This is a genomic window from Prevotella melaninogenica, assembly GCF_018127925.1.
Classification (GTDB): Bacteria; Bacteroidota; Bacteroidia; order Bacteroidales; family Bacteroidaceae; genus Prevotella; species Prevotella melaninogenica_C.
In genome coordinates, this window is sequence record NZ_CP072348.1 from 622,326 (window position 1) to 637,022 (window position 14,697).

The 14,697-nt window shown below is 37.9% G+C and carries 12 protein-coding genes; 8 read left to right on the forward strand and 4 right to left on the reverse strand.

Annotated elements, in window-relative coordinates; all coding sequences use genetic code 11:
* The first annotated feature begins 673 nt into the window (after positions 1-673).
* From J4861_RS08065 to J4861_RS08080, 4 genes are all read left to right on the forward strand, one after another.
* Positions 674-1,180, forward strand: a complete 507-nt coding sequence (locus J4861_RS08065; RefSeq protein WP_013263943.1) for a Fur family transcriptional regulator — start codon at positions 674-676, stop codon at positions 1,178-1,180.
* Positions 1,177-2,451 carry an adenylosuccinate synthase gene (locus tag J4861_RS08070; RefSeq protein WP_211817548.1) on the forward strand — a complete coding sequence of 425 codons (1,275 nt, stop codon included), beginning with the start codon at positions 1,177-1,179 and terminating at the stop codon, positions 2,449-2,451. Before J4861_RS08065 ends, J4861_RS08070 begins: the two co-directional genes overlap by 4 nt.
* 101 nt (positions 2,452-2,552) lie before the next feature.
* A complete protein-coding gene (gene hisS / locus J4861_RS08075) occupies positions 2,553-3,911 on the forward strand; it encodes a histidine--tRNA ligase (RefSeq protein ID WP_211817549.1) in 1,359 nt (452 codons plus the stop codon).
* 169 nt (positions 3,912-4,080) lie between these two features.
* Positions 4,081-4,953, forward strand: a complete 873-nt coding sequence (locus tag J4861_RS08080; protein ID WP_211817550.1) for an endonuclease/exonuclease/phosphatase family protein — start codon at positions 4,081-4,083, stop codon at positions 4,951-4,953.
* A gap of 285 nt (positions 4,954-5,238) precedes the next feature.
* On the opposite strand, the gene J4861_RS08085 is transcribed toward J4861_RS08080, so the two are convergent.
* From J4861_RS08085 to J4861_RS08095, 3 genes are all read right to left on the reverse strand, one after another.
* A complete protein-coding gene (locus J4861_RS08085) occupies positions 5,239-6,354 on the reverse strand; it encodes a nucleotidyltransferase family protein (RefSeq protein WP_211817551.1) in 1,116 nt (371 codons plus the stop codon).
* 13 nt (positions 6,355-6,367) lie between these two features.
* Positions 6,368-8,284 carry a polysaccharide biosynthesis protein gene (locus J4861_RS08090; protein WP_211817552.1) on the reverse strand — a complete coding sequence of 639 codons (1,917 nt, stop codon included), beginning with the start codon at positions 8,282-8,284 and terminating at the stop codon, positions 6,368-6,370.
* Positions 8,285-8,451: 167 nt separating this feature from the next.
* Positions 8,452-9,834, reverse strand: coding sequence for a toxin-antitoxin system YwqK family antitoxin (locus J4861_RS08095; RefSeq protein ID WP_211817553.1), 1,383 nt, complete (start codon positions 9,832-9,834; stop codon positions 8,452-8,454).
* A 149-nt stretch (positions 9,835-9,983) separates the two neighbouring features.
* Between J4861_RS08095 and J4861_RS08100 the strand changes: the two genes are divergently transcribed.
* The 4 genes from J4861_RS08100 to sucD all read left to right on the forward strand — a co-directional run bounded on the left by J4861_RS08100 (position 9,984) and on the right by sucD (position 14,080).
* On the forward strand, positions 9,984-10,895 hold the full coding sequence (locus J4861_RS08100) for a phosphate acyltransferase (protein WP_211817770.1): 912 nt from the start codon (positions 9,984-9,986) through the stop codon (positions 10,893-10,895).
* A 30-nt stretch (positions 10,896-10,925) separates the two neighbouring features.
* Positions 10,926-11,990, forward strand: a complete 1,065-nt coding sequence (gene buk / locus J4861_RS08105) for a butyrate kinase (RefSeq protein ID WP_211817554.1) — start codon at positions 10,926-10,928, stop codon at positions 11,988-11,990.
* 65 nt (positions 11,991-12,055) lie between these two features.
* Positions 12,056-13,195 (forward strand): ADP-forming succinate--CoA ligase subunit beta, encoded by a 1,140-nt coding sequence (gene sucC / locus J4861_RS08110; RefSeq protein ID WP_004361105.1) that lies wholly within the window; start codon positions 12,056-12,058, stop codon positions 13,193-13,195.
* Positions 13,196-13,207: 12 nt separating this feature from the next.
* Positions 13,208-14,080 carry a succinate--CoA ligase subunit alpha gene (sucD, locus tag J4861_RS08115; RefSeq protein WP_211817555.1) on the forward strand — a complete coding sequence of 291 codons (873 nt, stop codon included), beginning with the start codon at positions 13,208-13,210 and terminating at the stop codon, positions 14,078-14,080.
* A 146-nt stretch (positions 14,081-14,226) separates the two neighbouring features.
* Here the strand turns inward: sucD and J4861_RS08120 are convergent, their stop codons facing one another.
* Positions 14,227-14,637: a hypothetical protein gene (locus J4861_RS08120; protein ID WP_211817556.1), complete on the reverse strand. Its 411-nt coding sequence runs from the start codon at positions 14,635-14,637 to the stop codon at positions 14,227-14,229.
* Positions 14,638-14,697 lie beyond the last annotated feature (60 nt).

A 14,697-nucleotide genomic window follows, 5' to 3' on the forward strand; every position in this document is an offset into this window, starting at 1 on the left:
TTATCATCCACTTCATTGAAAACCTTTCCATTTTAAGACTTCGATAATCAATAGACAATAGATTGAAAAATCATTACATAACTTCAAGCAAGACATCTATAAATAACGGCAAAAACACATACAAAATATAGGTTTGTAACCATAAGGAAATCAATTAGTTACAAAGTAGTAAAGTAAAAGGTGCTTAATAAGACATCAAAAGGGCATTAGTAAGGAGCTTAAAGGGCACCTTTTGCAAGTCAATTAGGCGTCTTTAAGAAGCCAAAAGAGCATGTCTTGGCTTTGACCCACACGAAAATAATTTACAAACTTCTATTAATAAGGGAGTAAGTTGTTTATAAAAGACAGATAGACATCGCACCTAATCATATTTGTCATGTAGTTTATCCCCCTTTCTAAAACCCTCTAATTGGGGGTAATCATACCATGTATATGGATTAATCTCATTCTATTAACAATCTACGCATTTAACTGAAGAACCTTTTTTTATGAAAATAATTCGATATAGTACTTGTATAAAGAATAATACCATAGTGTAATAAACATGTAAAAAGAATTACAAGACAGCTTTTATACTATTATTCAAGCACAATGTTTTTAACTTTTTTTCATTACTATATAGTAGTTATATCATTTAAAAATAGTAACTTTGTGCGAATTTAATCAGTAAGTTGTGACTAAAGATATAGTCAAAAAAAGAGTTCGAGACATTCTGGATGAATACCTCGAAGCTAACAATCATCGCAAGACTTCAGAGCGATATGCCATCTTGGATGCGGTCTATGACATGGGAGAACATTTCTCCTTAGATGAATTAGGTGCAGCACTTGAAAAGAATAATTTTCGAGTTTCGCGTGCCACACTTTACAATACGATGCGTCTTTTCATCGAATTACGTCTCGTAGTCAGACATCGTTTTATCGGTCAAACCAAGTATGAGGCATGCTATAACAATGAAGATCATATCCATCAGATCTGTACGCTATGCGGAACAGTGACAGAGGTTGATTCCCCAGAGATTGCGGATGCTATAAAGAACACAAAGTTCCACCGCTTTCGCCGAGATGGTTTCTCCTTATATATATATGGCATATGCTCACGCTGCCAAGCTGCCTTGTCGCGTCAGAGAAGCAAGTTTCTTACACAGAAACAAGTAAAAAACTCACATAAAAGCAAATGAACACAGGTAAAGTAGACGTCCTGTTGGGTCTCCAATGGGGTGATGAAGGAAAAGGTAAGGTTGTAGACGTGCTCACACCACGCTACGATGTAGTAGCTCGTTTCCAAGGAGGTCCGAACGCAGGACATACTCTTGAGTTCGAAGGTCAGAAATACGTGCTGCGTTCTATACCATCAGGCATCTTCCAAGGTGGCAAAGTTAACATCATTGGTAATGGAGTTGTATTAGCTCCAGATCTCTTTATGGGTGAAGCAAAAGACCTTGAGAAGAGTGGACATCCTCTAAAGGAGCGTCTACATATCTCAAAGAAAGCCCACCTTATCATGCCAACACATCGTATCCTCGACCGCGCTTACGAAGCAGCAAAGGGTAAAGACAAGGTTGGAACTACTGGTAAGGGTATTGGTCCTACTTATACTGATAAGATCAGTCGAAATGGTTTACGTGTTGGTGATATCCTCTGCGACTTCGAACAAAAGTATGCTACTCATAAGGAGCGTCATATGAAAATGCTTGCAGCACTTGGTTGGACAGACTTTGAGGGCTTAGAAGAGACCGAGAAGCTTTGGATGGAAGGCATAGCATATATGAAGGAGTTTAAGTTTGTTGATTCTGAAAATGAAATTAACCACCTCCTTCGTGAAAGTAAACATATTCTTTGCGAAGGTGCACAAGGAACAATGCTGGACGTAGACTTTGGTTCTTATCCTTTCGTAACTTCATCAAATACAATTTGCGCAGGTGCTTGTACAGGACTTGGTATTGGCCCTAATAAGGTGGGCAATGTCTATGGTATTATGAAGGCCTACTGTACTCGTGTCGGCTCTGGTCCATTCCCAACAGAATTATTTGACGAGACAGGAAAGACCATTCGTGATCTCGGCCATGAGTATGGAGCTGTTACCGGACGTGAGCGTCGTTGTGGTTGGATTGACCTTGTTCAGCTTCGCTACTCTGTAATGGTAAATGGTGTAACTGAGCTTATTATGATGAAGAGCGATGTTCTTGATAGCTTCGAAACCATCAAGGCATGCGTTGCATACGAGTTACCAGATGGTACAGAAACAAAGGACTTCCCTTACGAGATTGATAACGTGAAACCAATCTACAAGGATTTCCGTGGTTGGAAGAAAGATATGACAAAATGTAAGTCACAGGATGAATTCCCAGAGGAGTTCCGTGAGTATGTAGCTTTCCTTGAGAACTATCTTGAGACTCGCATTGGTATTATCTCTGTTGGTCCTGACCGCGAGCAGACAATCGTTTTATAATCCCGTTTAGGCTGTGAATGGCGGCTATAAGCATTCTAAAAGCTTATATTCGTTTCTCACAGCCTAATATATTTTATTCGTAAAACATAAATACAAGACAAATGGCAAACAAACCTTCCATCCCAAAGGGTACCCGCGACTTCGGTCCAGATGAGATGGCAAAACGAAATTACATATTTGATACCATCAAGCGTGTTTACGCTCTCTATGGCTTTCAGCAGATAGAGACACCTTCTATGGAGACCTTACAGACGCTGATGGGCAAGTATGGTGAAGAAGGAGATAAACTTCTCTTTAAGATTCTGAATTCAGGAGATTACTTGAAGGCTGTTAGCGATGAGGAACTTAAGGAGCGCAATACACTTAAGATGCAGACAAAACTCTGCGAAAAGGGATTGCGTTATGACCTTACAGTACCTTTTGCTCGCTACGTGGTGATGCATCGTGATGAGTTGCAGTTACCTTTCAAGCGTTACCAAATACAGCCAGTATGGCGTGCAGACCGTCCACAGAAGGGCCGTTATCGTGAGTTCTATCAGTGTGATGCCGATGTAGTAGGCTCTGACTCATTATTAAACGAGGTGGAGTTAATGCAGATCATTGACACTGTATTTACAGAGTTTGGCATTCGCGTACAGATAAAGATTAACAATAGAAAGATTCTCACAGGTATAGCTGAAGTAATTGGTGAGAAGGATAAGATTGTTGACATCACAGTTGCTATCGACAAACTTGATAAGATAGGACTTGATAATGTAAACGAAGAACTGCGTAATAACGGAATCTCTGAAGAAGCAATAGAGAAGTTGCAACCTATCATTAAGTTAGAAGGAACCAATGAAGAGAAACTTGATGTTATTGCAGAAGTCTTGAAGGAGAGTGAAACTGGACTAAAAGGTGTTGAAGAAACGCGTTTTATCCTTGAAACATTGAAAGGCTCTGGACTAAACAATGAGATACAGCTCGACCTTACTTTGGCACGTGGATTGAACTATTACACAGGTGCTATCTTTGAGGTTAAGGCCCTTGATGTACAGATTGGTTCTATCACAGGTGGTGGACGTTATGACAACTTAACTGGTATCTTTGGTATGCCAGGTATCTCTGGTGTCGGAATTAGCTTTGGTGCTGACCGCATTTATGATGTTCTTAATACGCTCGACCTCTATCCAAAGGAGAGCGTACAGGGTACACAGCTTCTCTTTATTAACTTCGGAGAGAAGGAAACTGCCTACTGTCTGCCAATTGTTGCAGCTGCACGTAGGGCTGGTATTCGCACTGAAATGTTCCCTGACAAGGCTAAAATGAAGAAACAAATGAGCTATGCCAATGCAAAGAACATTGGTTTTGTTGCCCTTGCAGGTGAAACAGAAATGCAAGAAGGTAAGATAATACTAAAGAATATGACTACTGGCGAACAGGAGCTTGTAAAGCCAGAGGAGATAATTAGTAGATTTTAGAAGACACTCCCCTCCCCCTGTTAAGGAGAGGGGACTTCTTTTTTATTAATGCCTTTTATTAGTTTGCTTAGTAAGTAAGACACAAGCAGAAGCTAACTATATTACCACTAAACATAAAACTGTATGTAAAAGTATATTACAGATTGTGGAACAATAAAGAACTTAAATCATGAATAAACTAACAACACTATTCTTTGCATTGCTACTGAGCTGTAGCCTTTCGGCTCAACAACTCTATGTGGGCACTTATAATATCCGTTATAACAATCCAAATGACGAAAAAGAAGGTAACGCATGGGCACAACGCTATCCGCAATTATGTGACTTCATAAATTTTGAACAACCCGAAATATTTGGTACACAAGAAGTACTTGTAGACCAACTACATGATTTAATGAAAGGCTTAGATGGTTATGGTTATATTGGTGTTGGACGAGACGATGGTAAAGAAAAGGGAGAATATGCAGCAATCTTTTATAAGAAAGATCAACTAAGTTTATTAGATAGTGGCAATTTCTGGCTCTCTCCTACTCCAGAAAGAGCTTCTTTAGGATGGGATGCAGCGTGTATTCGTATTTGCACATGGGGAAAATTTCAAGATAAAATATCTGGTAAACAATTTTATTTCTTCAATACTCACATGGACCATGTGGGTACTGTGGCACGGAGAGAGAGTGCTCAATTAATTTTAAAACGCATTAATCAGTTATCAAAAGGGTTACCTACAATTTTGACGGGTGATTTTAATGTAGACCAAACAGATGAAATCTATCAAATCTTCTCTAACTCTGGGGTTCTACGTGATTGTTATACCAACGCTCTACAACGCATGGCACCTACTGGGACATGGAATGACTTTATGCAGGATAGTCGTAGTAAAGCCCGAATTGACCATATTTTCGTTTCTTCTGATTTTAAAGTTCCACATTATGCTATCTTTACCAACAGCTATTGGCTTGGTAAGTCACGTCGTAATATTTCTGATCATTATCCTGTCATGGTAAAACTTATATTCGCGCAAGATAAGACTCTTACAAAATGATACCCACCTTCTTTATACTAACACAATAGAAGTTGAACTGGATTACCTAATTACTCAAGCGCGATTTCAACTTTGATGATACAATACAAAGACTAAAACACCAATCGTGTTAGTACTGAACACCATTAGTGTTTACGCACAGCACCATTGGTGCTCACGTATGGCACTGCTATTTATCTTTATAAATTCACTTTTTACTATCAAATAGAAAATCTCTTAAATATAAGTCTTAAAGTAACATCCTTTCATCATCAAAATAGGTATAGTAACAAGAAGCTACCCTGATTAAATACCTTTCAAATCTCCTTTGATGGCCTTAAGTATTTTATGGGGAATAGACGAAAAGACAGAAGCTTTAATTTCTCGAGGTGAAAAACGGTAAAATCGATAGTAAAGTTTCAACTTTCTGTAGGTGGTAATAGAAAAATATTGAATTTTAAACTTAAATCTACGATTATGACCATGAAATCCAAAGTTGCCACCAAACCATACAACATCCATAAACTGATTCATTGCTTTCAAAGAATCCTTATCATAAGATAATGGTGATAGTGCATATTTTTCATCCATACCCAAAATATTTACCAATATCAACTGTACAACATCAAAAGCTTTTCTAAAATCTAATGCGTCTAACCAATCGAAGAATTTCTTCTTATCAATAAGATTATAATGCGTTTTCAATAGAACAGCAACATCAGAGAACTGACGTAATCCAACTCCCAACTCTACAAGATGATGGTAAAGATGAAGAAAAGTATACAATACATTTAAAGTTGGTTCCAACGTTGGAACCAAACACCCATCAACTTCAACAATGGTAGGAGAAGATGAACGAAAGATTTCATCCCATATTTTCTGAGATTTATTGCTTGCGAACTTCATCAAGCAATGATGTAACTCTAAAATAATAGAGTTATGAACTAACTCATAGTGTTGCTCTGATGGCTTTCCCTCTGTATGAATACCCCAAGTATTTGCCATTGCTAATATAACCTTAGGAAGATTTGTTTCATTACAATAGAAATCAATATCCCCTGGGGTACGAACAAGAGGATTAGAATAATATCGTCCTATAGTCTGCCCTTTAACAACAATAGATTCTATACCATTATCAACAAATAGCTTACACAATAAAAGTAACTCTGAATTAACAGCCTTATTAGAAGCTATTATCCTACCCTGCACTGCTAACACCTTCATAACATCTTCTCGGTCTAAACTAACGTTATTCCGAATCAAGCTGTTAGCAACCATTCCTAACACAGCCTGCTTTGAAGCCAACTCATAGACTGAAAGAAACTCAGAATGACTCAAAGTTAATTCCAGAGGAGTTTGCCATAGCTCACTTCTCAGAAGTTTTAAAAAGTTAGAATAAGAAGTTGACTGAAGCTGAGTCATATATAATATAGGATTATTTATCGAGCACAGAGTATTTACTATTATTACTTACATACTCTGGTACAATTTCTTTCATTTTTTCAACAATAGCCATATCATCGTAGGTGTGACTCAAAGCTATAAGTGATTCTATCTGCTTGTTTACCTCATTAAAATCGTACTCACGTACCTCTGCAATACGAATCTTCTCGTGGAAACTTGGAAGTGTATTTTCAGTTGTACTTAAGACCTCTTCATATAGCTTCTCGCCAGCACGCAAACCTGTATATTTAATTTCAATATTCTTAGCACCGGAAAGCTTAATCATTCGTTTAGCAAGATCAGCTATTCGAACAGGTTTACCCATATCGAACACGAAGATTTCTCCACCACCTCCGTGTGTACCTGCTTCAAGTACCAATTTACATGCTTCAGGAATCAACATGAAGAATCGAATGATGTTAGGATCTGTAACAGTAACAGGTCCTCCAGCCTTTATCTGCTTTTCAAACAAAGGAATAACAGAACCATTTGAACCTAATACATTACCAAAACGGGTGGTAACAAATTGTGTAGTAGGTTTACCATTTGCCTGCTCATTAATCATTTTGTTAAGGCTCTGACAGTATATCTCACAAATACGCTTTGAGCAGCCCATTACATTTGTTGGGTTTACAGCTTTATCTGTTGAAACCATAACAAATTTCTTAACACCGTACTTAACACTAAGGTCTGCAATAACTTTTGTTCCCCAAACGTTATTTTGTATACTTTCAGACGGATTATTTTCCATCATCGGTACATGCTTATACGCAGCTGCATGGAATACATAATCAGGCTTATAAGTTTGGAAAATCTTCTCCATTCTTTCCTGATTAGAAATGCTTGTAACAATAGTATGCGCCTTAATATCAGGCCATTCAAATTGCATCATCAAGCGAATGTTATGTTGAGGTGTCTCTGCCTGATCAATAAGGATTAGCTCTGCAGGTTTATAGACAGCAATCTGACGTACCATCTCAGAACCAATACTACCTGCAGAACCAGTAATCATAATCTTCTTATTACGTAAGAGATTACCAATGGAATCCATGTCAACATTAATTTGATCACGTGGAAGCAAGTCTTCAATACTAATCTCCTTAAGTTGAACCTTTGTATAATCATCATTTTGAGTCCATTCTTTCTCTGCTGAACTCATAAAGATTTGTACACCAAGACTTAAAAGTATATCCTGTAACTTAGCATCATTACGAAAGCGCTCATTTTGCAATGGAGAGACTAAAACTGCCTTTATTCTCAATGCTTTGATATGTTCTGCAAGATTATCATCTACAAGATAAATCTTCTCACCCATGAGAATTCGACCTTTGATATCTGGATCATGTGCAATAAATCCCTTTAATAAGAACTTACGTGGAACATTACTTCTAATACTTTTTGCCAAACCAACACCACCATCCTTCACACCATAGATGAAAGTGCGAATACCTTTATCTGTATTAAATAAGACATCATAAACTGACTTTGTTAATATACGAAAGGCCATCAGACCAATGGTCGCAACAAGATACATTGTTGCAATTTGTCTTCCTTGAAGACGAACAAATTCAAGATCCCAATGATAAACAACATAATGCATTGCCTCTGCAACAATAAGAGAGAGGAGCATAGCCAATACTACTCGTTGCAAATCAACAAAGGAAGAGTAACGAATAATCCCTGAATATGTACGAAAAATTCTAAAACCAATAAGGTTAAATATCATGTACATAAAGATTGTTTTACTTAACAAAACAATATGCTGAGGGGATACAGCACCATGATAATATAACCAAAAGACAAAGATACCTGAAAGATAACAGATAACAATGTCTATAGCCAATATAACCCAATATGGTAATGCATTCCTCGAAAGATACCAATCCAACAGTTTGTCAAATACTTTCATAATCACTTTAAATAGTTTACAGGTGATTGCTCATTATGAATAATGAACTTGTTTGTTCTCTTCTTAGCAGAAAATTAATTTTATGATGCAAATATACTCAAAAAAAACTAAATGATATACATCAATCGGGTAATATTTGATTTAATAAATCTAAAAAAACAACTGCATCATTTTATATCCATTTGAATATAATAAAGTCCTGCATAAAGGTTTGACTGATGAGTGAAGGTGACAATAACTTCACGCTCACCATAATCCATAGGTTTCATCTTTGGCTCAAGAATAAAATTTCCATCTGTTGACTTATAGTCTATACCTCCAAGAGTTTTATAACCAGCCTTGATAGCTTCTTGGGCGATGAGATACATTTCTTCTTCTGACCAAGTGAAAATATTAATACGATCTATAAGAAGATTATTCCCAGTAATTGTGCCGAAGAAGCCTATTTGCCTTGGCTTTCTACCTGTAACTTTATCCTTGCTATTCTGTACATCATAAATCATATTATGATGAAAAACAACTTCCTTCTGAGCTCCAAACCCATCAATTATTTGTGACGAATTTAACTGAAAATTATGACTAATGCTTGTTAGTACGTCTATACTCTTTGCTCTTTCATTTTCTTTGCTAAGCAAACTATGAAGATAAGTAAAATTAAACCATCCTTTCTGTGGTATTATACCAACTGAACACATCTTATCACTAATAGTTCCAGCTTTTTCATTTGGAGCATCTGGATACTTTATATTAGCAAGATATTTATCCTCCTTTAATGTTTGACTGGACGCAACCTCTTTCACCTTATTAATAGAATTAGTACGTCCCTTCTTTGCCAAATCATCATGTGCAGGCTGAGGTTCTTTAGATTCAGTTGTAGGATTACTATTTAATTTCTTTGTAGCTTTAAGCTCAACCTTTTGCTCTTTATTTTCTCTTGCTTTATAGATGCTTTTTGATTGTGCCATTATTAACGCCTCATCATGGCGATATCGTTCACAGAATTCATCTTCATTAGTGTTTTTATCAATGTAATGATCCTTTCCACCTTTAATCTCATTGACTTTAGAACCATTGCGCCAGATAGTAGTAAATTCTAATCGACCATTCTCTGTATAAGTATAACAAGGACCGTCAAGTAATCCATTGCGATATGATAACTTCATTCCAATGTTACCACTTGGAAAAAATGACAAAGCACGACCATTTGCTTTACCATTCTTATATTGTAACACAGACTCTACTCTACCGGACTTATGGAAAGTTCTACACACGCCATTTAAGACCGTGTTTCTATCATTTTGTCTGTTTATACTTATATAATGTTTCTCTGCTTGAAGTTGTCCTGTAATATAATAATCATAAAACATCTTCTGCCCCTTATCATCAATAGCCAAAACTCTATAGTAAGCAGCTTTATCAGCACTGCTAACTCCTTTCCACTGACTATCATAGAAAAAAGCACCATGAGGAATATAACTACGTGCTACACGTTGAGCTGTAGCAACTGTAAATAAAGTACTTACAAGTAAAACAAAGTACAAACGTTTCATATATAAATCTCTAATTCTTTTGCAAATATACACCAACCAATACAAAAAAAAGAATTTTCTTCTGTTTTTTTCTTTAAATATCAAGCATATTTCAAAACAAAGTATTATCTTTGTCACAATATAAAACTGTAACTGAAAATCGATTAACTATGCCTGGAGAAAGAAAGACTATCAATGACTTTAAGTTGCTCATTCATCTTCTTAAAGAAAGGAAGATTTGTAAACGAACAGTAGTTGTTTGGCCTGAAGAAAGCCATACACAAGAAGCTGTGTGTAAAGCTGTACACGATGGTTTCATTGAGCCCATATTAGTATGCTCTAAACAAACTATGGAAGACTATGCCAAAAAGAATGCTTTTCAATGTATTATTGCAGAATCGCCAGAGGATGCAGCTCGCAAAGCTGTTGAATTAATTAGAAGAGGTGAGGCTGACATTGTAATGAAAGGCTTTCTTAATACAGACGTCCTTCTACGTGCTATACTTGATAAAGAAGTTGGAATTTTACCGAAAGATACTGTATTAACACATATAACCGTAGCAAAGTTACCCGAGTATCCGAAATTACTTTTCTTTACCGATGCAGCTGTTATTCCTGCTCCAAATGACAAACAGCGAAGAGCACAAGTACAATATATTGTAGACTTCTGTCATGCCTTTGAAATAGAATGTCCTAAAATTGCTCTTATCCATTGTTCTGAGAAAGTGGACGAACGTCATTTCCCATATACAGCTTCATACAGAGCACTAAAGGCAGAATCTGAAACTGGTGCCTTTGGTAAATGTACAATAGATGGACCATTAGATTTGATTACTTCTTGTTCTGTTGAAGCAATGAAAATCAAACAAATAAACTCTCCCATCAATGGAGAAACTGATGCATTAATTTTCCCAGACATTGAAGCCGGTAATTTGTTTTATAAAACCGTTACCCTTTTCTGTCATGCGAAAACAGCAGCTATTCTTCAAGGTACCATGGCGCCAGTAGTGCTCCCAAGTCGTGGCGATACAATTGAATCTAAGTACTATAGTCTTGCACTTGCAAGTCTTATCTCCAGATAGTATATATATAAGGTATATAAAGAAAACATTATGGCTTACAAGATTTTAGCTATTAACCCTGGATCAACATCAACTAAGATATCACTTGCCAATGATGATCAGCCCGTCTTCGTTGCTGACATTGCACACTCAAGAAAGGAACTGAGTAAATTCAAGCGTATATCCGATCAGTATCATTTCCGCAAACAAGTTGTTATTGAGGAGTTAAAGAATAGGAATATCCCTTTGGATTTTGATGCCGTCATCGGACGTGGTGGACTTGCAAAACCAGTGTCAAGTGGTGTGTTTACAATCACAGAACAGATGATAATTGACCAGCAACGAGCTATTCACCAGCATGCTTGTGACCTTGGCTGTATGATTGCTGATGAGATTACGCGAGAGATTCCAGGATGTAAGAGTTTTATTGCAGACCCTGGTGTGGTAGACGAAATGGAACCAGAAGCGCGTTTGTCAGGTTCTCCTCTTATGCCGCGTATGTGTATTTGGCACGCCCTAAACCAAAAAGCTATTGGTAGACGATTTGCTAAAGACATGGGTACAACTTATGAAAAGCTTAACCTTATTATATGTCATTTAGGCGGAGGAATATCTATTGCAGCACATTCACAAGGGAGAGCTATTGATGCTAATAACGCATTGGATGGTGAAGGACCATTTTCTCCAGAACGTGCAGGAACATTACCTGCAGCCGACTTGATTCATCTTTGCTTCAGTGGAAAATATACTGAGGAACAATTATTGGAGAAAGTGAGTGGCCAGGCAGGTCTAATAGCTCATCTCGGAACAAATGATTTACGAGAGATAACAAATTGGATTAAGGCTGGTGACAAACATGCTGAACTCGTCGTTTCTGCTATGATTTGGCATATTGCTAAAAATATAGCAGCAGAAGGAGCAGTACTATGTGGCAACATTGATGCAATTCTGCTGACAGGTGGTATGGCAAAGTCAGACTATATTATTGAACGTCTCAAGAAACGTCTCTCCTATCTTGCACCGATTCATGTTTATCCTGGGCAAGATGAGATGCAAGCTTTGACAGAGAATGCACTGGCAGTTCTTCGAGGTGAACGCGAAGCAAAGGAGTATTAAATACTCCTACAAGTACAAGAACCCTAAACAATTAATACATAGTTTATAAATCAAAACTAAATCTTATGAAGGTACATGAATACCAAGCAAAGAAATTCTTTGCAAGTTATGGGCTTCCAGTAGACCGCAATATTATTTGCCGTACTCCTGATGAAGCTGTTGAAGCCTACAAGCAATTAGGTATTGAGAAAGCCGTAGTGAAAGCTCAGGTTCACACGGGTGGACGTGGTAAGGCTGGTGGCGTGAAACTTGGCTGTAATGAAGCAGAGATTCGTCAGCATGCTGAAGCTATCTTAGGTATGGACATCAAGGGGTTCATTGTAGACAGAGTACTTGTCAGCGAAGCTGTTGACATCGCTTCAGAGTACTATATGAGTATCCTTGTTGACCGTAAGTCAAAGTGTCCTATGTTAATGCTGAGCCGTGCAGGTGGTATGGATATCGAGCAGGTAGCAAAGGAGACACCAGAGAAGATTGAGAAGATTGTCATCGACCCAGTTATCGGAATGAGCGACTATCTCGCACGTGAGGCAGCCTTCAAGCTTTTCGATGACATGGCACAGGTTAAACAGGCTGTACCAATCTTCAAGAATATTTATAAACTCTTTACAGAGAAGGATGCCTCATTGGCTGAAATCAACCCATTAGTCATGTTGAAGGATGGTTCTTTGAAGGCCATTGATGCCAAGATGACCTTCGACGACAATGCCCTTTTCCGCCATCCAGATGTAGCCGAACTTTTTGAACCTACAGAGGAAGAACGCAAGGAGCGTGAAGCTAAAGACAAGGGATTCAGCTATGTGAACCTTGGAGGAAGCATCGGCTGCATGGTAAATGGTGCTGGTCTTGCAATGGCAACCATGGATATGATTAAGTTATATGGTGGCGAACCAGCTAACTTCCTCGATATTGGTGGTAGTTCTAACCCTGAGAAGATAGTTGAAGCTATGAAACTTCTCTTGAGTGATAAGCATGTAAAAGTAGTGTTAATCAATATCTTCGGTGGTATCACCCGCTGTGATGATGTTGCTAACGGACTCTTGGAAGCATTCAAGGTTATCGAAACAGATATTCCTATTGTCATCCGCTTAACAGGAACCAACGAGGCTGAAGGTAGAGCCATCCTTGAAGGAACCCACTTCACTGTCGGCACAAGTATGGCAGATGCTGGACATAAAGCTGTAGAACTGAGCAAAAAACTTTAAAACACAAGAGTTATGAGTATTCTAATCAATAAAGATACAAAGTTAATCGTACAGGGCATTACAGGTCGTGATGGTAGTTTCCACGCTTCTAAAATGAAGGAATATGGCACCAATGTGGTTGGTGGAACATCTCCTGGCAAGGCTGGTCAGGAAGTATGCGGCATCCCTGTATTCAACACAGTTAAAGACGCTGTTGCAGCAACTGGTGCCAACGCATCTATTATCTTCGTCCCTGCCCCATTCGCAAAAGATGCAATGCTTGAAGCAATTGATGGTGGTGTGAAACTCGTCATCTGTATCACTGAAGGCGTGCCAACACTCGATGCAGTTGCAGCACAGCGTTACGCAAAGATTAAGGGTGTAAAGGTAATTGGTCCAAACTGTCCAGGACTTATTTCTCCAGAGGAAAGTATGGCTGGTATTATGCCGACTAATATCTTCAAGAAGGGACATACGGGTGTTATCAGCCGTAGTGGTACACTGACCTATGAGGTTGTTTATAACCTCACACAAGCTGGTCTAGGACAATCAACAGCAGTTGGTGTTGGTGGTGACCCAGTCGTTGGACTTTATTTCGAGGAACTTCTCCGTATGTTCCAAGATGACCCAGAGACAGATAGTATTGCACTCATTGGAGAGATTGGCGGTGATGCTGAAGAGCGTGCAGCTAAGTTTATCAAAGAGCATGTTACAAAGCCTGTAGCAATATTCATCTCTGGTCAGCAAGCTCCTCCGGGCAAACAGATGGGACACGCTGGTGCTATTATCTCAAGCGGCTCTGGTTCTGCAAGCGAAAAGATTGCAGCTTTTGAGGCTGTAGGTGTACCTGTTGCACGTGAGACAAGTGAAATACCAGAACTCCTTAAGAAGCAATTAAATAAGTAAAAGGCTTGGTATTTAAACCACTTTCTATAAGATTTAGAGGAATATCCACTAAGGGTATTCCTCTATTTTATTTCTAATTGTCCTATTTTAAACCCGAATCAGTCATTAGAGCCCAATAATAAGAGACGCTTAGACTAAAAGCTTCATTACTTCCTCCCATGATATTGCTTTATATAACGGTACATAAAGCTTATCGAAATTAAACCTAATAAGAGAATTCCAACTCTAACCCAAATATCATCTTTTATATCATAAAATAGTGTATCATTCCATTCATTATAATATAAAGCCTTATATAGTTTTCCTTCATTAATATCTTTTCTGCTTACAGTAACGGTATAGTCCTTCCCCCCATAACGTACTATAATATATGAACTGATATTAATAGCTCCGCTATGCTTAGAAATGATTTCGTATGACTTAATAGGTCCAGCCTTAATTGCCTTATTATCATAATAAACCACAACTATGCTGTAGACTGAATATATAAGACCAGCCAGCACTACAAACAAGAGATATTTTCGTATTTGATGATATTCTATCTTATTGACTACCATAGTCATTAAACATTTACACCTTCTTTTAACCCTAATCTATCATTAGAGCCTAAACAGATT

Excerpts from the sequence above, each read along its gene's own strand:
- J4861_RS08100 (WP_211817770.1), top strand. The coding sequence starts at position 9,984 with ATGCCTGGAGAAAGAAAGACTATCAATGACTTTAAGTTGCTCATTCAT.
- hisS (WP_211817549.1), top strand. The coding sequence starts at position 2,553 with ATGGCAAACAAACCTTCCATCCCAAAGGGTACCCGCGACTTCGGTCCA.
- J4861_RS08080 (WP_211817550.1), top strand. The coding sequence starts at position 4,081 with ATGAATAAACTAACAACACTATTCTTTGCATTGCTACTGAGCTGTAGC.
- sucC (WP_004361105.1), top strand. The coding sequence starts at position 12,056 with ATGAAGGTACATGAATACCAAGCAAAGAAATTCTTTGCAAGTTATGGG.
- J4861_RS08085 (WP_211817551.1), bottom strand. The coding sequence starts at position 6,354 with ATGACTCAGCTTCAGTCAACTTCTTATTCTAACTTTTTAAAACTTCTG.
- J4861_RS08070 (WP_211817548.1), top strand. The coding sequence starts at position 1,177 with ATGAACACAGGTAAAGTAGACGTCCTGTTGGGTCTCCAATGGGGTGAT.
- buk (WP_211817554.1), top strand. The coding sequence starts at position 10,926 with ATGGCTTACAAGATTTTAGCTATTAACCCTGGATCAACATCAACTAAG.
- sucD (WP_211817555.1), top strand. The coding sequence starts at position 13,208 with ATGAGTATTCTAATCAATAAAGATACAAAGTTAATCGTACAGGGCATT.
- J4861_RS08120 (WP_211817556.1), bottom strand. The coding sequence starts at position 14,637 with ATGGTAGTCAATAAGATAGAATATCATCAAATACGAAAATATCTCTTG.
- J4861_RS08095 (WP_211817553.1), bottom strand. The coding sequence starts at position 9,834 with ATGAAACGTTTGTACTTTGTTTTACTTGTAAGTACTTTATTTACAGTT.
- J4861_RS08090 (WP_211817552.1), bottom strand. The coding sequence starts at position 8,284 with ATGAAAGTATTTGACAAACTGTTGGATTGGTATCTTTCGAGGAATGCA.